Source organism: Bradyrhizobium lablabi (assembly GCF_001440475.1).
GTDB classification, from domain to species: Bacteria; Pseudomonadota; Alphaproteobacteria; order Rhizobiales; family Xanthobacteraceae; genus Bradyrhizobium; species Bradyrhizobium lablabi.
This window is the reverse complement of sequence record NZ_LLYB01000042.1, coordinates 36,053-56,866: the sequence shown is the minus strand read 5'-3', so window position 1 is coordinate 56,866 and position 20,814 is coordinate 36,053. Positions and strand designations below refer to the sequence as shown.

Annotated in this window: 22 protein-coding genes; 11 read left to right on the top strand and 11 right to left on the bottom strand. The window is 63.0% G+C overall.

Features of this window, described 5'->3' with window-relative positions:
- Positions 1–48: 48 nt before the first annotated feature.
- On the bottom strand, positions 49–450 hold the full coding sequence (locus tag CQ14_RS04815) for a winged helix-turn-helix transcriptional regulator (protein WP_057856783.1): 402 nt from the start codon (positions 448–450) through the stop codon (positions 49–51).
- 99 nt (positions 451–549) lie between these two features.
- Here CQ14_RS04815 and CQ14_RS04810 point away from each other — a divergent pair, with 99 nt between their 5' ends.
- The gene (locus CQ14_RS04810; protein WP_057856782.1) at positions 550–1,158 is read left to right on the top strand and encodes an FMN-dependent NADH-azoreductase; all 609 of its coding nucleotides are present in this window, start codon (positions 550–552) and stop codon (positions 1,156–1,158) included.
- A gap of 59 nt (positions 1,159–1,217) precedes the next feature.
- Here CQ14_RS04810 and CQ14_RS44435 read toward each other — a convergent pair whose 3' ends face one another.
- Together CQ14_RS44435 and CQ14_RS04805 are read right to left on the bottom strand one after the other, a co-directional pair.
- Positions 1,218–1,358, bottom strand: a complete 141-nt coding sequence (locus tag CQ14_RS44435) for a hypothetical protein (protein ID WP_199805439.1) — start codon at positions 1,356–1,358, stop codon at positions 1,218–1,220.
- Between the two features lie 137 nt (positions 1,359–1,495).
- Positions 1,496–2,269: an SDR family oxidoreductase gene (locus CQ14_RS04805; RefSeq protein WP_057856781.1), complete on the bottom strand. Its 774-nt coding sequence runs from the start codon at positions 2,267–2,269 to the stop codon at positions 1,496–1,498.
- A gap of 167 nt (positions 2,270–2,436) precedes the next feature.
- Between CQ14_RS04805 and CQ14_RS04800 the strand changes: the two genes are divergently transcribed.
- A complete protein-coding gene (locus tag CQ14_RS04800; RefSeq protein ID WP_057856794.1) occupies positions 2,437–2,934 on the top strand; it encodes a winged helix-turn-helix transcriptional regulator in 498 nt (165 codons plus the stop codon).
- Positions 2,935–3,052: 118 nt separating this feature from the next.
- Here CQ14_RS04800 and CQ14_RS04795 read toward each other — a convergent pair whose 3' ends face one another.
- The gene (locus tag CQ14_RS04795) at positions 3,053–3,301 is read right to left on the bottom strand and encodes a hypothetical protein (protein ID WP_057856780.1); all 249 of its coding nucleotides are present in this window, start codon (positions 3,299–3,301) and stop codon (positions 3,053–3,055) included.
- A gap of 231 nt (positions 3,302–3,532) precedes the next feature.
- Between CQ14_RS04795 and topA the strand changes: the two genes are divergently transcribed.
- From topA to CQ14_RS04775, 4 genes are read left to right on the top strand one after another with little or no spacing between them, the layout of a single operon-like run.
- Positions 3,533–6,301: a type I DNA topoisomerase gene (gene topA / locus CQ14_RS04790; RefSeq protein WP_057856779.1), complete on the top strand. Its 2,769-nt coding sequence runs from the start codon at positions 3,533–3,535 to the stop codon at positions 6,299–6,301.
- Positions 6,302–8,644 (top strand): ribonuclease R, encoded by a 2,343-nt coding sequence (gene rnr / locus CQ14_RS04785; RefSeq protein WP_057856778.1) that lies wholly within the window; start codon positions 6,302–6,304, stop codon positions 8,642–8,644.
- On the top strand, positions 8,632–9,066 hold the full coding sequence (locus tag CQ14_RS04780) for a DUF983 domain-containing protein (protein WP_057856777.1): 435 nt from the start codon (positions 8,632–8,634) through the stop codon (positions 9,064–9,066). The genes rnr and CQ14_RS04780 overlap by 13 nt, the downstream gene beginning before the upstream one ends.
- Before the next feature lie 43 nt (positions 9,067–9,109).
- On the top strand, positions 9,110–9,847 hold the full coding sequence (locus CQ14_RS04775; RefSeq protein WP_057856776.1) for an NUDIX hydrolase: 738 nt from the start codon (positions 9,110–9,112) through the stop codon (positions 9,845–9,847).
- Positions 9,848–9,856: 9 nt separating this feature from the next.
- On the opposite strand, the gene CQ14_RS04770 is transcribed toward CQ14_RS04775, so the two are convergent.
- Entirely contained in the window at positions 9,857–10,372 is a 516-nt protein-coding gene (locus tag CQ14_RS04770) for an SGNH/GDSL hydrolase family protein (RefSeq protein ID WP_057856775.1), read from the bottom strand.
- Positions 10,373–10,587: 215 nt separating this feature from the next.
- On the opposite strand from CQ14_RS04770, the gene CQ14_RS04765 reads away from it, so the two are divergent.
- Complete coding sequence (locus CQ14_RS04765) at positions 10,588–11,913, top strand: LLM class flavin-dependent oxidoreductase (protein ID WP_057856774.1); 1,326 nt, start codon at positions 10,588–10,590, stop codon at positions 11,911–11,913.
- 30 nt (positions 11,914–11,943) lie between these two features.
- Here CQ14_RS04765 and CQ14_RS04760 read toward each other — a convergent pair whose 3' ends face one another.
- The gene (locus CQ14_RS04760; RefSeq protein ID WP_057856793.1) at positions 11,944–12,480 is read right to left on the bottom strand and encodes a hypothetical protein; all 537 of its coding nucleotides are present in this window, start codon (positions 12,478–12,480) and stop codon (positions 11,944–11,946) included.
- Between the two features lie 218 nt (positions 12,481–12,698).
- On the opposite strand from CQ14_RS04760, the gene rpmG reads away from it, so the two are divergent.
- On the top strand, positions 12,699–12,866 hold the full coding sequence (gene rpmG / locus CQ14_RS04755; protein ID WP_027537094.1) for a 50S ribosomal protein L33: 168 nt from the start codon (positions 12,699–12,701) through the stop codon (positions 12,864–12,866).
- Positions 12,867–13,067: 201 nt separating this feature from the next.
- A complete protein-coding gene (locus CQ14_RS04750; protein WP_057856773.1) occupies positions 13,068–13,598 on the top strand; it encodes a hypothetical protein in 531 nt (176 codons plus the stop codon).
- A gap of 95 nt (positions 13,599–13,693) precedes the next feature.
- On the opposite strand, the gene CQ14_RS47510 is transcribed toward CQ14_RS04750, so the two are convergent.
- The 4 genes from CQ14_RS47510 to CQ14_RS04735 form a co-directional block, all read right to left on the bottom strand.
- Positions 13,694–13,822: a hypothetical protein gene (locus CQ14_RS47510; RefSeq protein ID WP_283807190.1), complete on the bottom strand. Its 129-nt coding sequence runs from the start codon at positions 13,820–13,822 to the stop codon at positions 13,694–13,696.
- 180 nt (positions 13,823–14,002) lie between these two features.
- Complete coding sequence (locus CQ14_RS04745; protein WP_057856772.1) at positions 14,003–15,394, bottom strand: ammonium transporter; 1,392 nt, start codon at positions 15,392–15,394, stop codon at positions 14,003–14,005.
- Positions 15,395–15,431: 37 nt separating this feature from the next.
- Positions 15,432–15,677, bottom strand: coding sequence for a hypothetical protein (locus tag CQ14_RS04740; RefSeq protein ID WP_057856771.1), 246 nt, complete (start codon positions 15,675–15,677; stop codon positions 15,432–15,434).
- A gap of 251 nt (positions 15,678–15,928) precedes the next feature.
- A complete protein-coding gene (locus CQ14_RS04735; protein ID WP_057856770.1) occupies positions 15,929–17,164 on the bottom strand; it encodes an MFS transporter in 1,236 nt (411 codons plus the stop codon).
- A 134-nt stretch (positions 17,165–17,298) separates the two neighbouring features.
- On the opposite strand from CQ14_RS04735, the gene CQ14_RS04730 reads away from it, so the two are divergent.
- Both CQ14_RS04730 and CQ14_RS04725 read left to right on the top strand, forming a co-directional pair.
- Complete coding sequence (locus CQ14_RS04730) at positions 17,299–17,907, top strand: TetR/AcrR family transcriptional regulator (RefSeq protein ID WP_057856769.1); 609 nt, start codon at positions 17,299–17,301, stop codon at positions 17,905–17,907.
- Between the two features lie 136 nt (positions 17,908–18,043).
- Positions 18,044–19,270 (top strand): serine hydrolase domain-containing protein, encoded by a 1,227-nt coding sequence (locus CQ14_RS04725; protein WP_245320191.1) that lies wholly within the window; start codon positions 18,044–18,046, stop codon positions 19,268–19,270.
- Between the two features lie 168 nt (positions 19,271–19,438).
- On the opposite strand, the gene CQ14_RS04720 is transcribed toward CQ14_RS04725, so the two are convergent.
- Positions 19,439–20,812, bottom strand: a complete 1,374-nt coding sequence (locus tag CQ14_RS04720) for a PleD family two-component system response regulator (RefSeq protein WP_057856768.1) — start codon at positions 20,810–20,812, stop codon at positions 19,439–19,441.
- Positions 20,813–20,814: the final 2 nt, after the last annotated feature.

The following is a 20,814-nucleotide window of genomic DNA, read 5'->3' as shown; positions in this document are numbered from 1 at the left end:
ACAGCCACCATCATGACCCCTTGCTCGGAGCAGGGCCCATTACGGCATCTAATCTTTCCCGCTGCGCGCGTCGAAACTGGTCCGCGCTCCCTCGATCTCCGGCAGGTGCTCGAACGCCCATTTGCCGAGCGCCTGCACCGGCTGCGCCAGCCCGCGACCGAGATCGGTGAGTTCGTAGTCGACCCGCGGCGGGATGGTCGGAAAAACAGTTCGCGTGACCAGCCCGTCACGCTCCAGCCCACGCAGTGTCAAGGTCAGCATCCGCTGCGAGATGCCATTGATCTTGCGCTTGAGCTCATTGAAGCGCTGCGGACCGTTAATCAGCATCATGATCACGAACACGCTCCATTTGTCGCCGACCCGCGCCAGCACCGACGCTACGGCGCGGCAATTTTCCCCGCCGTGGGGGCTCGGCGGTAAGGCAGGCACATTCTTGTGCTCGGGTCTCATGGATGTGCTCGGGTGAGAAAAATGTGCGTTCTTGCGGGGTTATGCCACGGTCACTCATATAGCGCCAGTTACAAACCTATACCAACGGTGACCCCTACCATGAAACTTCTGCATCTCGATTCCAGCGTTCTCGGCCCCCACTCCGTCAGCCGCCAGGTTTCCGCCGCCGTCGTCGACCGCCTGCGCCACTCCACCCCCGGCCTCGAAGTCAGCTACCGCGACCTGACGCTGACGCCGCTTGCGCATCTGTCCGGTTTGCACCTTGCCGCCAGTCAGGGAGCGGCCCCGGACGCGTCCTTGCGAGACGATCTCGCCGCCGGCCAGGCCGTGTTGGACGAGTTTCTGGCCGCCGACATCGTCGTGATCGGCGCCCCCATGTACAACTTCACCGTCCCAAGCCAGCTCAAGGCCTGGATCGATCGCATCTTGGTCGCGGGCAAGACGTTCAAATACAGCGCGCAAGGCGTCGAAGGCCTGGCCGGCAACAAGCGCGTGATCATCGCGATCTCGCGCGGCGGCTATTACGGTCCGGACACGCCGGTCGCGCCCGGCGAACACGTCGAGACCTATTTGCGCTGGGTGTTCGGCTTCATCGGCATCCGCAATCCGGAATTCATTTCCGCCGACGGCATTCAGGTCGGCGCCGAGCACCGGGAAAAAGCCGTGGCCGGCGCGCTGAAGGCCGCAGGCGATCTGCACGCCGCTTAGGAAAGGATTGGCTGCCGTCGCGCCCGACGGCAGCCGTCCTGCATGGTTGCGAAAACCGCTTAGAAAATGCCGTGCATGCGGCAGAGAACGATCACGAGGGAAATCAAAAGACCGATGCCGGAAAACAGCGCAATTGAAACGAATTGCGCGGTGTCCGAATCCTGCGCGGCGGACGAGGAGACGTCGACCCTTTTCGGCATGACTGCTCTCCGGCTCTCCCGATCTAGCGACTCCTTTCCCTGGAATGTCCGGTAATGCCAACGGACGTTCAATGCGCCCTTCCGGCTCAGCGCCAATCCGTCGCAGGGCGCCGGACTGGCCGAGGTCACAACGGAGCCTACCCCCGATAGATCGGCGCGCCGCTCGGCGAGGCCGTGGCGCCGCCATCGACAAACAGCTCCTGCCCCTGCACATGCGCAGCATCGTCCGAGGCGAGGAACAGCACCGTCTTCGCGATGTGATCGGTTTCGCCGATGCGACCGAGCGGCGTCGACAGCGCGATCCGCTTTTCAAACGCCTTTTCGGCTTCCGGGGTTGCGATCGCCGGTCCCCAGATCGGGGTGCGGATCGCGCCGGGCGCGACGACATTGACGCGGATGCCACGCGGCGACAGTTCCGATGCCATGATCCGCGCCATGGCCCGCACGCCGGCCTTGGCCGCGCCATAGGCCGAGTAACCGGGAATGCCGAGCACGGAGATCACCGAGCCGTTGAGGATGATCGAGGCGTTGTCGTTGAGATGCGGCAGCGCGGACTGCACGGTGAAGAACACGCCGGTGAGATTGGTGCTGATGACCTTTTCGAACGTTTCCACGGTCGCGCCGCCCAGCGGCGTGCCGCCGGCGATGCCGGCATTGGCGAACAGGATGTCGTACTTGCCGAACTTTTCGGCCCCCTTCCCGATCGCGGATTCCGTGGCGGCGATGTCGGTCGCGTCGGCCGCGAGCGCAAGCGCGTTCGGGCCCAACTCCCTGGCGGCGGCATCGAGCGTCGCCTGATTTCGTCCTGTGATGACGACCTTGGCGCCTTCGGCCACGAACAGTTTTGCGGTCGCAAGCCCGATGCCGCTGTTGCCCCCTGTGATCAATGCCGTTTTGTTCGCAAGCCTCATGGCCCTCTCCGATGGTTGCATAATTAAACTAGGTTGCCCATCTAGGGCATCTGGTTTAATATTGCAACTACACAAGGCCGTGATCGGTACGCAGCGCGTTTTCAAGCGAGGCGGACACCGGTTCGCGTGAAGAAAACACGTCAAACAAGGATTCAATGGAGCCCGCGATGGTGAAACGAACCAGCTTTGAGCGCGACGATTGCCCGATCGCACGCTCGCTGGATGCGATCGGCGACTGGTGGTCGATACTCATCATTCGCGAGGCGCTGTTCGGTATCAGCCGCTTCGGCGAATTCCAGAAGAGGCTCGGCCTCGCCAAGAACATTTTGACAGTGCGGCTGCGCGCGCTGGTCGATCAGGGCATTTTGAAAACCGCGCCCGCCTCCGACGGCAGCGCCTATCAGGAATATCTGCTGACGCCGAAGGGACGCGGCGTGTTTCCGATCCTCGTCGCCCTGCGGCAATGGAGCGAGGAGTTCGACGACCACCCGGAAGAAATCACCACCATTCTCGTCGACAAGGAAAAGGGGCGGCCAGTTCGCAAGCTCGAACTCCATTCACAGGATGGGCGGTTGCTGAGTGCGGGCGATACGGCGCTGAAGCCACGAGCGGCGGGGAAGACGGGGAAGCGTGTTGTGGCTAACCGTCATCCTGAGAGCTTGTGAAGCTATATCCACCTGTCATTGCGAGCGCAGCGAAGCAATCCATCCCCGCGCCGAAACGTGAATTGCTTCGCTTCGCTTGCAATGACGGGAGGAGCCGTCTTTCGCTCTGCCTTCAACCTCACGACAGCTTGTGTTTGCTCCGGGTGCGCAACCGCTCTTCTGCCTCGAGCTGCGCCATGCCGAGCAGATGACTGAGCACCTCAAGCCGGTGACGCTCGGCGAGCTTGACCAGTTCGGCAACGGTTTCCGCAATGAAGGCTACGGCCTCGTCGGGCCCGCCCTCTTCGCCTCGTTCGGGTACTTCGGTTGGCGAATCCGGTTTCTTGCCTGAAGCTTTCCGCTTCCGGCCGCCAGCAGCTTTGCTCAAAAAACTTGCATCCTAAATGACACAAAGTATTGCCCAGAAATAACCCCTTTGATGGCGCAACTCTAGGGCGCATTTCGCAACTCCTCAGATATAAGTGGACATCAAAAGGTTCCCTGGCGGCATTTGCCGATTTGACAGGGACCGCCTCACCACCCATGTTCGGGTCCAATCGGTGGGCCGCGAGTCTCGCGGAACCCGCCTTTACCTTTTCCCGTAAGCCATTGGAATGACATGAATATCGTCATCGTGGAGTCGCCGGCGAAAGCCAAGACGATCAATAAGTATTTGGGCGCCTCCTACGAGGTTCTGGCCTCGTTCGGCCATGTCCGCGACCTCCCCGCCAAAAACGGTTCCGTCGATCCGGAAGCCAACTTTCAGATGATCTGGGAGGTGGATCCGAAGGCGGCCAGCCGACTCAACGACATCGCCAAGGCGCTGAAGGGCGCCGACCGACTGATTCTCGCAACCGACCCTGATCGCGAGGGCGAAGCGATCTCCTGGCACGTGCTGGAGGTCATGAAAGAGAAGCGCGCGCTGAAAGATCAGAAGATCGAGCGCGTGGTGTTCAACGCCATCACCAAGCAGGCCGTGACCGACGCCATGAAGGCGCCGCGTCAGATCGACGGCGCGCTGGTCGACGCCTACATGGCGCGCCGCGCACTGGATTATCTGGTCGGCTTCACCCTCTCGCCGGTGCTGTGGCGCAAGCTGCCGGGCGCGCGCTCGGCCGGCCGCGTGCAGTCGGTGGCGTTGCGGCTGGTCTGCGACCGCGAACTCGAAATCGAAAAATTCGTCCCCCGCGAATACTGGTCGCTGGTGGCGACGTTGACCACGCCGCGCGGCGAAAGTTTTGAAGCCCGCCTCGTTGGTGCCGATGGCAAGAAGATCCAGCGCCTGGACATCGGCTCCGGCGCGGAAGCCGAAGACCTCAAGAAGGCGATTGAAGCGGCGAACTTCACGGTTTCGACCGTGGAGGCAAAGCCCGCGCGCCGCAATCCGCAGGCGCCCTTCACCACCTCGACGCTGCAGCAGGAAGCCAGCCGCAAGCTCGGCTTTGCGCCGGCGCACACCATGCGGATCGCGCAGCGGCTTTATGAAGGCATCGACATCGGCGGCGAGACCACCGGCCTCATCACCTATATGCGAACCGACGGCGTGCAGATCGACGGCTCCGCGATCACGCAGGCCCGCAAGGTGATCGGCGAGGATTACGGCAACGCCTATGTGCCGGACGCACCGCGCCAGTACCAGACCAAGGCGAAGAACGCGCAGGAAGCGCACGAAGCGATTCGCCCGACCGATCTGGCGCGCCGTCCCGCCGAGATGCGCCGCCGGCTCGATCCCGATCAGGCCAAGCTCTATGAGCTGATCTGGATCCGCACCATTGCGAGCCAGATGGAATCAGCCGAACTCGAACGCACCACCGTTGATATCGCGGCGAAAGCCGGCTCCCGCGTGCTGGAGCTGCGCGCTTCCGGCCAGGTCATCAAGTTCGACGGCTTCCTCGCGCTCTACCAGGAAGGCCGCGACGACGAGGAGGATGAGGATTCACGTCGCCTCCCCGCCATGAGCGAAGGCGAAGCCTTGAATCGGCAGGCCCTCGCCGTCACCCAGCATTTCACCGAACCGCCGCCGCGCTTCTCGGAAGCGTCGCTGGTCAAGCGGATGGAAGAGCTCGGCATCGGCCGCCCCTCGACCTACGCCTCGATCCTGCAGGTCCTCAAAGACCGCGGCTACGTCAAGATCGAAAAGAAGCGGCTGCATGGCGAGGACAAGGGCCGCGTCGTGGTCGCGTTCCTCGAAAATTTCTTCTCGCGTTATGTGGAGTACGATTTCACCGCGGCGCTGGAAGAACAGCTCGACCGCATCTCCAACAACGAGATCTCCTGGCAGCAGGTGCTGCAGGATTTCTGGGCCGGCTTCATCGGCGCGGTCAACGACATCAAGGATCTGCGCGTCGCCGAGGTGCTGGATGTGCTCGACGACATGCTGGGCCCGCACATCTACCCGCCGCGCGCGGATGGCGGCGATGTCCGGCAGTGCCCGACCTGCGGCACCGGCAAGCTCAACCTGAAAGCCGGCAAGTTCGGTGCCTTTGTCGGCTGCTCGAACTATCCGGAATGCCGCTACACCCGTCCGCTCGCCGCCGATAGCGAAGCCAGCGCCGACCGCGTGCTCGGCAAGGACCCCGACACCGATCTCGACGTGACGGTGAAGGCCGGACGCTTCGGCCCCTATATCCAGCTCGGCGAGCCGAAGGACTACGAAGAGGGCGAAAAGCCCAAGCGCGCCGGCATCCCGAAGAACATGTCGCCCGGCGACATGGAGCTCGAACTGGCGTTGAAGCTCTTATCGCTCCCGCGCGAAGTTGGAAAACACCCGGAAACCGGCGAGCCGATCACGGCCGGCATCGGCCGCTTCGGGCCGTTCGTGCGTCACGAAAAGACCTACGCAAGCCTGGAAGCCGGCGATGAGGTGTTCGACATCGGCCTCAACCGCGCGGTGACGCTGATCGCGGAGAAGATCGCCAAAGGCCCGAGCGGCCGACGCTTCGGCGCCGATCCCGGAAAGCCGCTCGGCGAGCATCCGAGCCTCGGCGGCGTTGCCGTGAAGAACGGTCGCTACGGCGCCTACGTCACGGCCGGCGGCGTCAACGCCACGATCCCGAGCGACAAGACGCCCGACACGATCACGCTGGCCGAAGCCATCGCGCTGATCGACGAGCGCGCCGCCAAGGGTGGCGGCAAGGCCAAGCGTCCTGCGAAAAAAGCCGCGCCGAAGAAGGCAGCCGCCAAGAAGGTCGCAGATAAAGCGGCCGATCCTGACGCGCCCAAGCCCGCCAAGAAGGCCGCAGCGAAAAAGGCGGCAGCAAAGCCGAAATCGGACGCTGCCAGCAAGGCACGCGCGCCGGTCGCGACCGCTGCCAAGACATCGGCGGCCAAGCCCGCCACTGCACCTAAAACGCCCGCGAAGAAAAGTGCGGGCAAGGCCCGGGGATAAGTGAATAGAAAACACGACCATGGCTTTCCGAGCCGGGACGCCATCGTTGCCTTTATCCGGGCCCATCCGGGCAAGATCGGCACGCGGGAAATCGCCCGCGAGTTCGGCCTGAAGAATGCCGAACGCGCCGAGCTGAAACGCATCCTGCGCGAACTCGCCGACGACGGCACCATTGCCAAGCGTGGCCGGAAAATCCACGAGCCCGCCGCCCTGCCCCCGACCGTGATCGCCGATATCACGGGACGCGATACCGACGGCGAACTGCTCGCCGTTCCCACCGAATGGGACACTGAGGAAAGCGGCGAAGCACCCAGGATCCGCATTGAGGTGCCGCGGCGGGCGAAACCCGGCACTGCCGCAGGTGTCGGCGACCGCGCCTTGTTGCGGATCGAAAAGGCCGAGGACGGCGACGGCGCGCCCTATCGCGGCCGCGTCATCAAGGTCATCGACCACGCCCGCACGCGCGTGCTCGGCATCTTCCGGACAGCGCCCGGCGGCGGCGGCCGGCTGGTGCCCGTCGACAAGAAGCAGGCCGGACGTGAATTGAGCATCGCGCCATCGGATACCGGCGGCGCTGATGACGGCGACCTCGTCAGCGTCGATCTGGTGCGCTCGCGCGGCTATGGCCTCGCCGCCGGCAAGGTGAAGGAGCGGCTGGGCTCATTGTCGAGCGAAAAGGCGATCAGCCTGATCGCGATTCACGCCCACGAAATTCCGCAAGCATTTTCGCCGTCCGCCGTGCGCGAGGCCGAGGCGGCCGAGCCCGCGACCTTGAAGGGCCGCGAGGACTGGCGCGATTTGCCGCTCGTCACCATCGATCCGCCCGACGCGAAAGACCATGACGACGCGGTGCACGCCGCGCCCGATCCCGATCCGAACAACAAGGGCGGCTATATCGTTCATGTCGCTATCGCCGACGTCGCCTTCTATGTGCGGCCGGGCTCGGCGCTGGATCGCGATGCGCTGACGCGCGGCAACTCGGTCTACTTCCCGGACCGCGTGGTGCCGATGCTACCCGAGCGCATCTCCAACAATCTCTGCTCGCTGGTGCCGGGCGAGCCGCGCGGCGCGCTGGCGGTTCGGCTGGTGATCGGTCCCGACGGCCGCAAGCGCTCGCACAGCTTTCATCGCGTGCTGATGCGCTCGGCCGCCAAGCTGCATTATGTGCAGGCGCAGGCCGCGATCGACGGCCGGCCCGACGATACCACCGGCCCGCTGCTGGAGCCGATCCTGAAGCCGCTCTACGCGGCCTACGCGCTGGTGAAACTCGCACGCGACGAGCGCGATCCTCTTGATCTAGATTTGCCCGAGCGAAAAATCCTGCTCAAGGGTGACGGCACGGTCGATCGCGTCATCGTGCCGGAACGGCTCGACGCGCACCGGCTGATCGAGGAATTCATGATCCTCGCCAATGTCGCCGCGGCCGAAATGCTTGAAAAAAAGGGGTTGCCGCTTATCTATCGGGTGCACGACGAGCCGACCCAGGAGAAGGTTTATAACCTCCAGGAATTCCTGAAGACGCTCGATTTGCCCTTTGCCAAGAGCGGCGCCTTGCGCCCTGCTTTGTTCAATCGCGTGCTGGGACAGGTCCGCGGCGAGGACTACGAACCGCTCGTCAACGAGGTGGTGCTGCGCTCGCAGGCGCAGGCGGAATATTCGGCGGAGAATTACGGCCATTTCGGCCTCAATCTTCGACGCTACGCGCATTTCACTTCGCCGATCAGGCGATATGCGGATCTGATCGTGCATCGCGCGCTGATCCGCGCGCTCGGCCTCGGCGAAGGTGCGTTGCCGGAGAGCGAGACGCTGGAGACACTGAGCGAGGTCGCGGCGCAGATCTCGCTGACCGAACGCCGCGCGATGAAGGCGGAGCGCGAGACCGCTGACCGGCTGATCGCGCATTTCCTCGCCGATCGCATCGGCGCGACGTTTCAGGGCCGTATTTCCGGTGTTACCCGCGCCGGGCTGTTCGTGAAGTTATCGGATACCGGCGCCGACGGGCTGATCCCGATCCGCACGCTCGGCACCGAATACTACAATTACGACGAGACGCGTCATGCGCTCGTCGGCTCACGCAGCGGTGCCATGCATCGGTTGGGTGACGTTGTCGACGTGCGTCTGGTAGAAGCTGCACCAGTAGCCGGCGCGTTGCGGTTCGAGCTGTTGTCGGAAGGTCAGGTCATTCCGCGCGGCAGAAAACGCGACGGATCGAAAGGTCAGACAAAGCCGTCGAAATCACGTCCGGGCCGCAGCCCGCGCGACAAGGTTCGAAAGCCCCACAAGGGCAAGTCCGGAAAATCCAAGGCCGGCAAATCGAAGAAAGGCAAGTCATGGAAACGGTGAGTCCCACGACATGGACCCGGGAATCCGCACACGCCGAGAAGCGCGACCTCTGGAGCGCGATGAAGCGCGGCTTTCGCTGCCGCTGCCCGCGCTGCGGCGAAGGCAAGATGTTCCGCGCCTTCCTGAAGACCGCCAATAATTGCTCGAAGTGCGGGCTCGACTTCACGCCGCACCGCGCCGACGATCTGCCGGCCTATCTCGTGATCGTCATCGTCGGCCACATCGTGGTGCCGGCGGCGCTGTGGATCGAAACCAATTATTCGCCTGCGGTGTGGCTGCAACTCGCGATCTATTTGCCGATCACCTTCATTTCGTCGCTGCTGCTGTTGCAGCCGGTCAAGGGCGCCGTGGTCGGCTTGCAGTGGGCGCTGCGCATGCACGGCTTTGACGAGGATGCGCCCAGCGACATTCCGCCGGTCTAGCCAACCCGGAAGCAACAACAAGAAGCATCATAATGGGGATGGGATGAGCGACGCTGCGACTGCCGTACACGAAGGAAAAGAAGCCGATCACCATCCCTATTTCCGGCCCAAGGATGCAGCGACGCTGATCCTGATCGACCGCTCCGGCGACAAGCCGAAAGTGCTGGTCGGCAGGCGCCACGACAAAGTGGTGTTCATGCCGGGCAAGTACGTCTTCCCCGGCGGCCGCGTCGATAAAGCCGACAACCGCATTCCCGTCGCGGCTCCCATTTCCGCGGAGCTTGAAGCCAATCTCCTGAAGGGCAGCCCGAAGATCGCGCCGTCCCGCGCCCGCGCACTCGCGGTTGCCGCGATCCGCGAAGCCTGCGAGGAAACTGGCCTCTGCCTCGGATGCAAGGTCGACAAGCCCGTGAAGCTCGACGGCGCCTGGAAGCCGTTCGCGGAAGCGGGCCTCCTGCCCGATCCGTCCGGCCTGTTCCTGATTGCGCGCGCGATCACCCCGCCCGGCCGCGTTCGCCGCTTCGACACGCGCTTCTTCACCGCGGATGCGTCAGCCATCGCGCACCGGGTCGAAGGCGTCATCCACGCCGATGCCGAGCTGGTCGAACTGGTATGGGTCGAGATCGGCTCGCAGCCGCTCGCCGACGCGCATGCCATGACCAAGAACGTGCTCGCCGAACTCGACCGCCGCCTCGCCACCGGCCCGCTGCGCCACGACGCGCCGGTGCCGTTCTTCCATTTCTACGGCGGCAAGATGCAGAAGGACGTGCTGGGGGCTTAAGCGCCGAGATCAGCGAACGGCGCCCATGACCGGGGGCAACATCTTGGTTGCGACCAGCCGGTGCCCCTCCGGCGTGAAGTGAATACCGTCCGGCTGCAGATATTGACGCAAGGCGGGGTTCCACCACATCGGAATAATTCTGATGCCTCGGCTGCGAAGCCGGGCTTCGATTGAGGCCAATTCCGCGCTCTGGTCCCCCATACCCCGCCGCCGCGCGTTCCAGCCGCCGCCGTAGCGATCGAGCAGTACGATCTTCGTCCCTTGCGGGACCGCGGAGTCCAGCCGGGCCAGCATTCCCGCATTGGTATCGCCGTTAATTCCGGCGTTCGTCACATGAACATGGCGGCCTTTCGCCACGAGCATGCCCTCCAGTTGCGCCGGCCAGGCATCCGAACTGCTGACGCCCCTTCCTGCTACATTGCTGGCGCCGATGGCGACGATCTGGGCTTGCGCCTGATGCGCCGAACCGAGCATCGGCACGACGAGGAATCCAACGAGCAGAAATAGCCTTGCTGCAAAAGTCATGTGCCCCTCGATGCGGCGGGAATACGGATCGTTCGGGTTGTGGGTAGCCACGCAGCCAAGTGAATATCCGATATTCGAGCCCGCGGCGAGAAGTGACGTGGAAATGTCCTCCGAACGTCGCCTAATTCGCAATATTCTTCTGGAGGCCACCTGATGGCGTCGCCTTCAACGGCTCCCTATCTCTTCCCCAACAATAACAGCTACGGAACGGGGCAATGGCACAGCGGCAACTCAAGCTCGGCGCGTTCATGCGGCCGGTCTCCATCCACACCGGCGCGTGGCGCTATCCCGGTGCCTGGCCCGACGCGAACTTCAATTTCCCGCACATCAAGCGGCTGATCCAGAAGCTGGAGGCCGGCAAGTTCGACGCCTTCTTCATGGCCGACCATCTGGCCGTCTTGAACATGCCGATCAATGCGCTCAAGCGCAGCCACACGGTGACCTCGTTCGAGCCGTTCACGCTGCTGTCGGCGCTGGCCGGCGCCACCGAACATATCGGCCTGATCGCGACGGGATCGACGACGTTCGACGAGCCCTATCACGTTGCCCGGCGTTTTGCCTCGCTCGATCATATCTCGGGCGGGCGCGCGGGATGGAATATCGTCACCACCTCCAACCCGGACGCCGCGCTCAATTTCGGGCTCGACGACCACATGGAGCATGCCGAGCGCTACAAGCGGGCGCGTGAATTCTATGACGTGGTCACCGGTCTCTGGGATTCCTTTGCCGACGACGCCTTCGTGCGCGATGTCGAGAGCGGGCTCTATTTCGATCCCGAGAAAATGCACGTGCTCAATCACAAGGGAAAATATCTCTCCGTGCGCGGGCCGCTCAATATTGCCCGCCCCGTGCAGGGCTGGCCGCTGATCGTGCAGGCCGGCGCGTCCGAAGACGGCAGGCAACTCGCGGCCGAAACGGCCGAGGCCGTGTTCACCGGCGGCGGCAGCCTCGCCGACGGGCAGAAGCTTTATGCCGACATCAAGGGCCGCATGGAGAAGATCGGCCGCGACCCCGAGCACCTGAAGATCCTGCCCGGCGCCTTCGTCGTGGTCGGTGACAGCGTCGAGGAAGCCAAGGAGAAGAGAGCAAAGCTCGACAGCATGGTGCATTACGACAGCGCCATCGCCTCGCTCTCGGTCCAGCTCGGCACGGATGCGTCCGGCTTCGATCCCGACGGGCAGTTGCCGCCAATCCCGGAAACCAACGCCAGCAAGAGCGGCCGCCAGCGCCTCGTCGATGCCGCCGCGCGCGACAAGCTCACCGTGCGCCAGCTCGCCCAGCGCGTCGGTGGCTATGGCGGTCTGTCGTTCGTCGGCACGCCCCAAACTATCGCCGACCAGATGGAAGACTGGCTGGTGAGCCGCGGCAGCGACGGTTTCAACATCATGTTCCCGTTCTTGCCCGCGGGCCTCGATGATTTCGTCGACAAGGTGGTGCCGGAACTGCAGCGGCGCGGGATTTTCCGGAAAGAGTATGAGGGCAGGACGTTGCGGGAGAATCTCGGCCTGCCGCGACCGAAGAACCGCTTCTTCGAGAGTTGATGCGGACGGCGCCCGACAGATCCGGATCGTCTACGAGGTGCCGACGTAGTCCCTGGGCGGGAGCTCGAACGCATCCCCGAGCTCGCGTGCGAAATCATTCGCTTCCCGGCGGTGGGCGAAGGAGGAGACGAGGATCGGTCTCACGCCCTTTCCGCCGCAAAGACTGACGTCGTACATGGTCAGCGCCGAATCCTTGTCGCGGCCATCCACGATGCTGATGAACTTGAAATCGGAGGGCTGGCGCTGGCTGCGAATTTTAAGCGGCCCGAACTGCCTCGTGATGACGATCCGCCGGAGCGCCATGTCCAGCTCGACGAAGTAACGCAGCGTCGCCAGGATCAGGCCGGGCGTACCGACCAGCAGCGCGAATCCGATACAGAACAGGAGACCAACCCAGTCGTCGCTCCAGCGCCCCGCTCCGCTGACGTCGGCCCTGATGATGAGAGCTGCGTACCAGAGGAAGTACAGGCTTCCGGCCAGAAACGGCAGCGAAGGCAGGCTGAGGTACCATCGCCGAAGCCATTCGACCCGGATGGTTTGGCCCTCCCGCGTCATCGCAACCGCCATTCCTGCCTCTCCTGTCCTGCTTGATCCCGGGAACAGGCGGTTGTCGGCGGCACGGCGCGCCAGGTTCGAGAAAATCGGGGTTTCAGGGCGGAAATTGCCCGAATCGGAGCCGGTTTTGACCCGGAAAACCTTGACTTTGGGCCGTTTGCGGGTAGTTTCCGCGCCAACTGCAGGCCGCTTGGCCGGCGCCAGATTTCCAGACATTTGAGGTCTTAACCATGGCCAAAGCGGTCACCATCAAGGTCAAGCTCGTTTCCACGGCGGACACCGGCTTCTATTACGTCGCCAAGAAGAATTCGCGCACCATGACCGACAAGCTGGTCAAGAAGAAGTACGACCCGGTTGCGCGCAAGCACGTCGAGTTCAAGGAATCGAAGATCAAGTAACGTCGCAAGCCATTGCTGACGGATTTGAACGGGGCCTTGCGGCCCCGTTTTCATTTTTGCAGCCCGCCACCCGCAAGGTGACACCAGGACCTGCGCACTGCTATCCTCGCTCGGGAACCAGCTTCCGAACACTGTGTTGAGTTAAGCGATTCCGCCGCGGCGACTTGTGCCACTCTGGCAGGCCTCGGGCATTGGGTTCACATGAGCGCAACCCTGGACGAGCGAAATGCCGGTGGCTACTCGGTCGCCTATGTGCGCGAAGACATCTACTTTCCCGTCTACATCAGCGCTGCGCTGGCTGCGGTATTTTGCACAGCCGCATGGATCACCGGCGCCGTCTATTGGTTGTTACCCGCGCTAGCAGCGGCCAGCTTCACCTACTACAACATCCCTCTGCTGGAGACCGGGCGGCCGACCATCGGCGCCAATCAATATGGCATCTTCATCCAGGCCTTCGGGTTGATCCGCTGGCGGGCCATCGAGCGTATCGATGTCGTTCAGATTGCCGAGCGGGCGATGACGGTTCATGAGCTGCAGATTGTGCTCAACGCACCGCTCCGCAGCGCTCTCGTCGTCGATTGGCGCAAGCAGCCGATCTATCGCCTGCTGATGCGTCTGCCGTGGCACATGGACCACAATGGCGCCGTGCGGATCGGTCTAGAGCCGTTCGATCAGCCGCCCGATGTGATCCACCGAACATTCCTCAGGATGTGGCGCTTCTATCGGAGCTAGACTAGCCGTCGCGAGGTCTCGGGACAGTTGGCACGACAAAAAACGCTCGGGCGTCCGTGGTACGGCCCGATCCGCTTTGTAACCCAGACCTACATTCAGCCGCCGAAGGCCTCATCGCGCAAATGCGCATCCGAGATCCGCGCCTCGGGATTGTTCGTGATGGTCATGAACCAAACGAGGCTGAAGAACAGCGACCACGCTGTATTCCAATAGAACCAGTTCATGTGACTCTCCTCGCCGAATGATCGCCGAGAGTAGTGAAAGTAGTTTGAACTGGCTGGACGCAACACCCCCAAAAGAGTTTTGGCCGCCTCGATCGTTTCCAGCACTGTTCCAGGACAGCTTTTTTCCCGCAACGGCCGGCGATGAACGCCGGCGCTGCGGGACGCTGCCTCGACTTTGCATTATTGCACGACTTCTCCGTGCAGCGCGAGGTCGAGCCCTTCCCGCTCGATCTCTCGCGTCACGCGGAGACCGACGAAAATCTTGACCACGAAAAGGATGATCAGGCTGACGACGGCGCCATAAACGAAAACGGTGGCCACGCCGATGCACTGGTTGAAGAATTGTCCAACGTTACCCTCCAGAACGCCTGCGGTACCACCGTATTGCTCGACCGCGAACACTCCGGTCAGAAGCGCCCCGACGATGCCGCCGATCGCATGAACGCCGAAACAATCCAGCGCGTCGTCATAGCTGAACGTGCGCTTCAAGCTGGTGCACCCCCAGTAGCAGAAGACGCCTGCCGCGATTCCGATGGCGAAGGCGCCGACCGGCCCGACGAAGCCGGAAGCCGGCGTAATCGCGACAAGGCCGGCGACCGCGCCTGAGCAGATGCCGATGACGGTGGGCTTGCCCTTCAGCGCCCACTCCACCAGCATCCAGGTAAAGGCGGCAACGGCCGTGGCAATCTGCGTCACCAGCATAGCCATGCCAGCCTGCATGCCCGCGGTCACGGCGGAGCCAGCGTTGAATCCGAACCAGCCAACCCACAGCAGGGAGGCGCCGATGAAGGTGAGCACCATGTTGTGCGCCGGCCCGGTCTCGCTGCGCTTGCCGAGCATGATCGCGCACATCAGCCCTGCAACACCGGCGTTGATATGCACGACAGTGCCGCCGGCGAAATCCAGCACTTTCACCCACGCGGCCTCGTTGCCGGCGGCGAAGATGCCGTCGGGTCCCCAGACCCAGTGCGCAATCGGCGCATAGACGAAAATCGCCCACAGGCCGATGAACCAGAGCATGGCCGAGAACTTCATCCGCTCGGCAAACGCGCCAGCAATCAGCGCCGGCGTAATGATGGCAAACGTCATCTGAAAGCAGATGTACACACTTTCTGGAATGGTCGCGGCGAGCGGATTGGGATTGCCGATGCCTCCCTTGCCGATGTCGCTCAGGATGTCCTTCAGAAACATCCGATCCAGCCCCCCGATGAACGGCGAGCCGGCGCGAAACGCCATGCTGTAGGTGAAGAGCGCGAACAGAATGGTGACGAGGCAGGTGACGGCAAAGCTGGTCATCACTGTGTCGCCCACGTTCTTCTTGCGCACCATGCCGCCATAGAACAGTCCGAGACCCGGAATGGTCATCATCAAGACGAGCGCGACCGACGTCAGCATCCATGCGGTATCGCCGGAGTTGGGTGTGCACTTCTCGAGAATCTTGCCACCGCAGGCCGGCGGTCCGGCGTCTTCCGCGAGCGCGATGTCACCGAACAGCACGCAGAGAAGCGCGATCCCCAAGAGAGCAATCACGAAAGGCACGAGTCTTTGGCGCGCGTATTTCCAGAGTCCCATCGTCTTTCTCCTCGTCGCAACAGATGTCCGTGAGGGCTTACCCAACCACTTTGTCGATCTCTCCCATGCGAATGCGAACCGCGCGCCATCGGCGCTGCACAGAATTTGCTGTGCCCTTCAGTTTGTTTCTCAGAATGTCCTGGATGGCGGGTATGAACCGTCCGATGCCTTGAGCGGCGACGGCAGGATCAACGCTGATTTTGGGCAAGGGGCTCGTGATGGTCGACGTCGCAGCAGCAACGTCGAGCCGAAATAGCTGGGGATGGGCGGCGGCCAGTCTCATGGACTACCTGCCTTCCCTGACGCTCAACAGGGGTGGGCGATGTCGATGACGTTTCCCAAAATCGAAACTTAACCTCGATCAGACAAGATTCGTGCCATCGAAGGTTTTCGGTTAACCTAATGAATTGGCATCGATTTCGGGCTTTCCGAGCACGAGCATTCTATTTTTCTGCCGACTTTAAAGGCAACGACGCCTAAAACATAGGCGGCATTTTGCAATGCCTCGTTTTGAGCTACTTCGTGATCAGGCCTTTACGCCGTCTGCATCTGCGGCGGCCGGCCCGGCCGGATCAGCGCGAACGCGACCTGGACAATGCCGCCGGCCAGGCCCAGTGCGACGCCGATCCGCCAAGCCATGGTGTAGGAGCCGAGCGCGTCGTAGAGCACCCCGCCGCCATAGGCGCCGAGGAAGCTGCCGACCTGATGGCTCATAAAGGCGAGCCCCTGGATCATCGCCTGCCATTTCAGGCCGAACATTTCCGCCACGGCGCCCGCGACCAGCGGGCCGACGCCCATCCACAGGAAGCCCATGATGGCGCCGAACAAGAGCGTGGTCGCCGGTGTCGGCGGCAGCGTGAAGTACCAGGCGAGTGCGATCGAGCGGAAAATGTAGATACCGCCGAGCAACGCCAGCTTGTTCCAGCGCTGGCCGGCCCAGCCGAAAAAGATGCTGCCGAGCACGTTGAAGCCGCCGATCATGCCGAGCGTCTGCGCGCTCAGCATCGGGTCCATGCCGCAGATCGCCAGATACGATGGCAAATGCGTGGTGAGAAAGACGAGCTGCATGCCGCAGACGAAATAGGCGCCGGTCATCACCACGAAGGAAGCGTTGGAGAACGCCATCTTCGTCGCTGCACCAGCCGACGTGTCGCCGATCTTGTCATCGGTGGGCTTGGGCAGCGGGATCCTGTCCACCCTGCCCGCATACCAGGCCGCCGGAATCATCAGGAGCGACAGCACCACGAAGCCGACAAGGCCGATCCGCCAGCCATAGCCCTCGTTGAGAATCTGTCCGATCGGCGCCGACAACAGCGCGCCGAGCGATCCAACGCCCGAGACCAGGCCAAGCACCGTCGAGCGCACCGACGCCGGCACCGCGCGGGCTGCGACCGACATCGCAATCGCCGCCGCGGTGCAGGCCAGCGAGATGCCGATCAGCACGCCGGCGCCGATCATGATGCTGAGAATGCCGTTGGCGCCCGCCATGAGCGCAAGGCCGGCGACATAGAACAGCGAACCGACAATCATGATGGGCCGAAAACCGTAGCGCACCGTCAGCGCGCCGGCGAGCGGCTGCAGGAAACCCCAGGCGAGGTTCTGCACCGCGAGCGCCAGCGTGAAATCGGACACCGAAATCCGGATATCCTGCGTCAGCGGCTGCATGAACAGGCCGAGCGATTGCCGCAGGCCCATGCTGAGCGTGAGCATAATGGACGCGCCGATCAGAATGGGCAGCGTCGGGCGCAGGATCTGCAGCAGGGCGGCCATTGTTTTTATTCTCCCAAGGGCCGCGAATTCGAACGCCGCGTCCTGCAATCGATATCTGAAATGGGTACACAGACCTGTGTAACTAGGCTATAAGGGGGCTCTGCTGTCAAGCAAACGGCGACCCACGCATTCGCATGGCACCCCTGCCCGCCAAACCGGCGATGAAGGACCGGATTCTGGAAACCGCGGATAGGCTGTTCTATCTGCAGGGAATCCGCGCGGTCGGCGTCGACACTATCGCGGCCGAAATCGGCATCAGCAAACGCACGCTCTACAATCATTTCCCGTCAAAAGACGCGCTGATCTCGGCCTATCTGGCCCGGCGTTTCGTCGCGCCGCGCGCTTCCGACAAATCGCCGGTCGAGCAGATTCTCGGCACCTTCGATTCGCTGGAGCGGCGCTTTTCGCACAAGGATTTTCGCGGCTGCCCCTTCGTCAATGCGGTCGCCGAACTCGGCGAAGACCGGTCGGTCCGAAAGGTGGCGGTCGCGTTCAAGGAGAGCCGCCGTCTCCGGTTTCGCGACCTGCTGGTGCAGCTTGGTGTCGCGAATGCAGAAGCCTTGGCGACGCAGCTCGCACTGCTCGTTGACGGCTCGATCGCGCAGGATCTCGTCCGCAACGACCCCGCGATGGCGCGCGCCGCAAAGGAGGCCGCAACGGTGCTGCTGAGGAACGCAGGCGTGAAGGTCGGTGAAAGCAGCGCTGCCGAGAAGGCTCAACGTTCAAGGAAGCGGGCCACTTGAGATCACCGCGTGCTTCCTGAAGCCATCTTTAGCTGTTAGCGTTGACGGGGAGTTCAATCCAAAAAGCAAAATATTCCGTCCGGCGAGATGCCGGCTAAGGCCGTGCAAGATTTGCCTGCGGAAAAAGGGAGCGAAAATGGAAGACCTGAAAGTGACCGCCAGCGGTTACGACTTCAAACCGGCACGCGCGGCCATGCAGCGCTATATCGACAACAACTTGCTGTCGGGGATTTCCTGGGCGGTCATGACCGGGCGCGACCTCATCGACGTGAATTGCGTCGGCTGGGCCGACAAGGAAGCGCAGACGCCGCTACGCACCGATCACATCTTTCGCGTGTTCTCCAACACCAAGCTGATCACCTCCTGCGCGGTGCTGCTGCTGTTCGAGGAAGGCAAGCTTGGGCTCGACGATCCGATCGAAAAATTTATTCCGCAACTCGGAAATCGCAGGGTATTGCGGCCCGGCGCGACCTCCCTTGACGATACCGAGCCCGCGAAGAGCTCGATCACCATCCGCCAGTTGCTCAGCCACAGCTCCGGCCTGAGCTACGGCTTTTTCGATCCCGGCACCGCGATCTACAAGGCGCTTAACGAGCGCGGCGTCCACAATCCGATGACGACGCTGGCCGACATGGTCGACGTCCTGGCCGGCCTGCCGCTGATCTATCAGCCCGGCACCTCGTGGGAATATTCGCTGGCCACCGACGTGCTGGGGCGGCTGGTCGAAGTCATCAGCGGGCAGAGTTTTGACAAGTTCATCAAGCTGCGGATTCTCGATCCGCTCGGCATGGCCGATACCGGCTTCGTCGTGCCGGAAAAGGATCAGGGCCGGCTCGTTGCCTATTACGCCGGTGCGGACCTGATGGAGCCGATGAAGCCGGGACTGACCCGAACCGACAACTCGCCCTTCCCCGGCGCCTATCTGCGTCCGATCGCGCGGCTCAGCGGCGGCGGTGGCCTGGTTTCGACGCTGCATGACATGGTGGCGCTGGTCCGAAGCCTGCTGCCCGGCGGGCCGACCCTGCTCAAGCCGGAAACGATTGCGCAGATGCTGACCAACCAGTTGCCCGAGGGCCAGTGGATCCGCTTTGCCACGATGGGAGAGCAGCCCGGCAAGGCCTTTACCCTGGCCGGCGGCCTGATCGTGAAGCCGACGCCGTTCGATCATCCCGACGCGGCGGGCGAACTCTACTGGGGCGGCGTCGCCGGCACCCAATGGTGGATCTCGCCGAAGCACAACCTGGCCGGCGTCATGATGGCGCAGCGCCAGATGGCGTTCGTGCATCCGTTCTCGTTCGAGTTCAAGCGGCTGGCGTATGACGCGGTGAAGCAGCGCGCCGAAGGGATGCGCGCGTCGGCATAGCGTCAACTGTCGTCACCCGCCTTGTGCGCAATTGCGCACTGGAGCGGTGATCCAGTATTCCAGAGACGTTGGTGATTGAATCGAGAGGCCGCGGCGTACTGGATACCCCGCCTTCGCGGGGTATGACAGCAAACTATGTGACGCGCGTCCTGCGATAGCGACGACCGTTTAGGCCGCCGTCGAAACCACCCTGTTCCGCCCGTCGTTTTTCGCCCGATACAGCGCCACGTCGGCGCGCTTGAGCACGTCGGCGACCGGCTCGTCCTTGTGGTCCAGCGTGGCCAGGCCGATCGAGATCGTGACGTCGATCCGCTTGGTGCCCTTGTTGACCGCAAAGGTCTCGCCGGCGATCGAGCGGCGCAGGCGCTCGGCGACCATGCCGGCGACATTGAGGTCGGTTTCCGGCATCACGATCACAAACTCCTCGCCGCCGTAACGGCAGGCGAGATCGATGCCGCGGATCGACTTGCGGATACGCACGGCGAATTCGCGCAGCACGTCGTCGCCCGCATCGTGGCCGTAGGTATCGTTGATCGACTTGAAGTAATCGATGTCGAGGATCATCAGCGCCAGCGGCTTGCCGCGGCTGGAGGCCTGCTCGACGAGCGTCGAGAGATGGCTTTCCATGTAGCGGCGGTTGTTCAGGCCGGTCAGCGCGTCGGTGACCGCCATTTCGATCGAGTTCTGCACGTTGTCGCGCAGGTGGTCGGTGTAGCGCCGCTTGCGGATCTGGGTGCGCGCCCGCGCCAGCAGTTCGTTCTTGTCGACGGGGCGGAGCAGATAATCGTTGACCCCGATTTCGAGCCCGCGCAGCAGCCGCGCATTGTTGTCGGCGTCGGAGATGGCGAGGATCGGCAACTGGCGGGTGCGCTCCAGCGAGCGCGCCTGGCTGCACAGCCGCAGGCCGTCGTAATTTTCCAGGCTGAGCGAAACGATCAGCAGATCGTAATTGCCTTCGGCGGCGTGGAACAGCGCCTCCGCTGGATTGATTTCGACGTCGACGGTATGCTCGGCGGAAAGGATCGGGGCCAACCGCTCGTAGGATGACGGCCGATCGTCAACAAGCAGAATCCGTCCGCCGACGCCCTTGTCGGCGATGGCACTGCGCTCCGGCGCTTCCATGCCGATCTCGAGCGAGGTGATGGCGCGCATGCGCAGCTCGTCGGTCATCATCTTCAGCCGCGTCAGCGAGCGGACGCGCGCGATCAGAACGACGTCGGACACCGGCTTGGTGAGAAAATCGTCGGCGCCGGCTTCCAGCCCGCGCACGCGATCCGACGGGCTGTCCAGCGCGGTGACGATCACGACGGGAATGAAGTGGGTGGCCGGATTGGACTTCAGCCGGCGGCAGACCTCGAAACCGTCCATGTCGGGCATCATGACGTCGAGCAGGATGATGTCGCATTCGGAGCGGGAGCAGATGTCGAGCGCCTCGGCGCCGTTCGACGCGGTCAGCACGTCGAAATATTCGGCCGACAGGCGGGCTTCCAGGAGCTTGACGTTTGCCGGAACGTCATCGACGACAAGGATACGCGCAGACATCG

Bases quoted from the DNA above. Each gene is read 5' to 3' on its own strand.
- CQ14_RS04775 (WP_057856776.1), top strand. From the start codon at position 9,110: ATGAGCGACGCTGCGACTGCCGTACACGAAGGAAAAGAAGCCGATCAC.
- CQ14_RS44435 (WP_199805439.1), bottom strand. From the start codon at position 1,358: ATGCCGAAAAGGGTCGACGTCTCCTCGTCCGCCGCGCAGGATTCGGAC.
- CQ14_RS04780 (WP_057856777.1), top strand. From the start codon at position 8,632: ATGGAAACGGTGAGTCCCACGACATGGACCCGGGAATCCGCACACGCC.
- CQ14_RS04815 (WP_057856783.1), bottom strand. From the start codon at position 450: ATGAGACCCGAGCACAAGAATGTGCCTGCCTTACCGCCGAGCCCCCAC.
- CQ14_RS04720 (WP_057856768.1), bottom strand. From the start codon at position 20,812: ATGTCTGCGCGTATCCTTGTCGTCGATGACGTTCCGGCAAACGTCAAG.
- CQ14_RS04800 (WP_057856794.1), top strand. From the start codon at position 2,437: ATGGTGAAACGAACCAGCTTTGAGCGCGACGATTGCCCGATCGCACGC.
- CQ14_RS04730 (WP_057856769.1), top strand. From the start codon at position 17,299: ATGGCACCCCTGCCCGCCAAACCGGCGATGAAGGACCGGATTCTGGAA.
- CQ14_RS04810 (WP_057856782.1), top strand. From the start codon at position 550: ATGAAACTTCTGCATCTCGATTCCAGCGTTCTCGGCCCCCACTCCGTC.
- CQ14_RS04745 (WP_057856772.1), bottom strand. From the start codon at position 15,394: ATGGGACTCTGGAAATACGCGCGCCAAAGACTCGTGCCTTTCGTGATT.
- CQ14_RS04805 (WP_057856781.1), bottom strand. From the start codon at position 2,269: ATGAGGCTTGCGAACAAAACGGCATTGATCACAGGGGGCAACAGCGGC.
- CQ14_RS04750 (WP_057856773.1), top strand. From the start codon at position 13,068: ATGAGCGCAACCCTGGACGAGCGAAATGCCGGTGGCTACTCGGTCGCC.
- CQ14_RS04735 (WP_057856770.1), bottom strand. From the start codon at position 17,164: ATGGCCGCCCTGCTGCAGATCCTGCGCCCGACGCTGCCCATTCTGATC.
- CQ14_RS04765 (WP_057856774.1), top strand. From the start codon at position 10,588: ATGGCACAGCGGCAACTCAAGCTCGGCGCGTTCATGCGGCCGGTCTCC.
- CQ14_RS04725 (WP_245320191.1), top strand. From the start codon at position 18,044: ATGGAAGACCTGAAAGTGACCGCCAGCGGTTACGACTTCAAACCGGCA.
- CQ14_RS47510 (WP_283807190.1), bottom strand. From the start codon at position 13,822: ATGAACTGGTTCTATTGGAATACAGCGTGGTCGCTGTTCTTCAGCCTC.
- CQ14_RS04740 (WP_057856771.1), bottom strand. From the start codon at position 15,677: ATGAGACTGGCCGCCGCCCATCCCCAGCTATTTCGGCTCGACGTTGCT.
- CQ14_RS04770 (WP_057856775.1), bottom strand. From the start codon at position 10,372: ATGACTTTTGCAGCAAGGCTATTTCTGCTCGTTGGATTCCTCGTCGTG.
- rpmG (WP_027537094.1), top strand. From the start codon at position 12,699: ATGGCCAAAGCGGTCACCATCAAGGTCAAGCTCGTTTCCACGGCGGAC.
- topA (WP_057856779.1), top strand. From the start codon at position 3,533: ATGAATATCGTCATCGTGGAGTCGCCGGCGAAAGCCAAGACGATCAAT.
- CQ14_RS04760 (WP_057856793.1), bottom strand. From the start codon at position 12,480: ATGGCGGTTGCGATGACGCGGGAGGGCCAAACCATCCGGGTCGAATGG.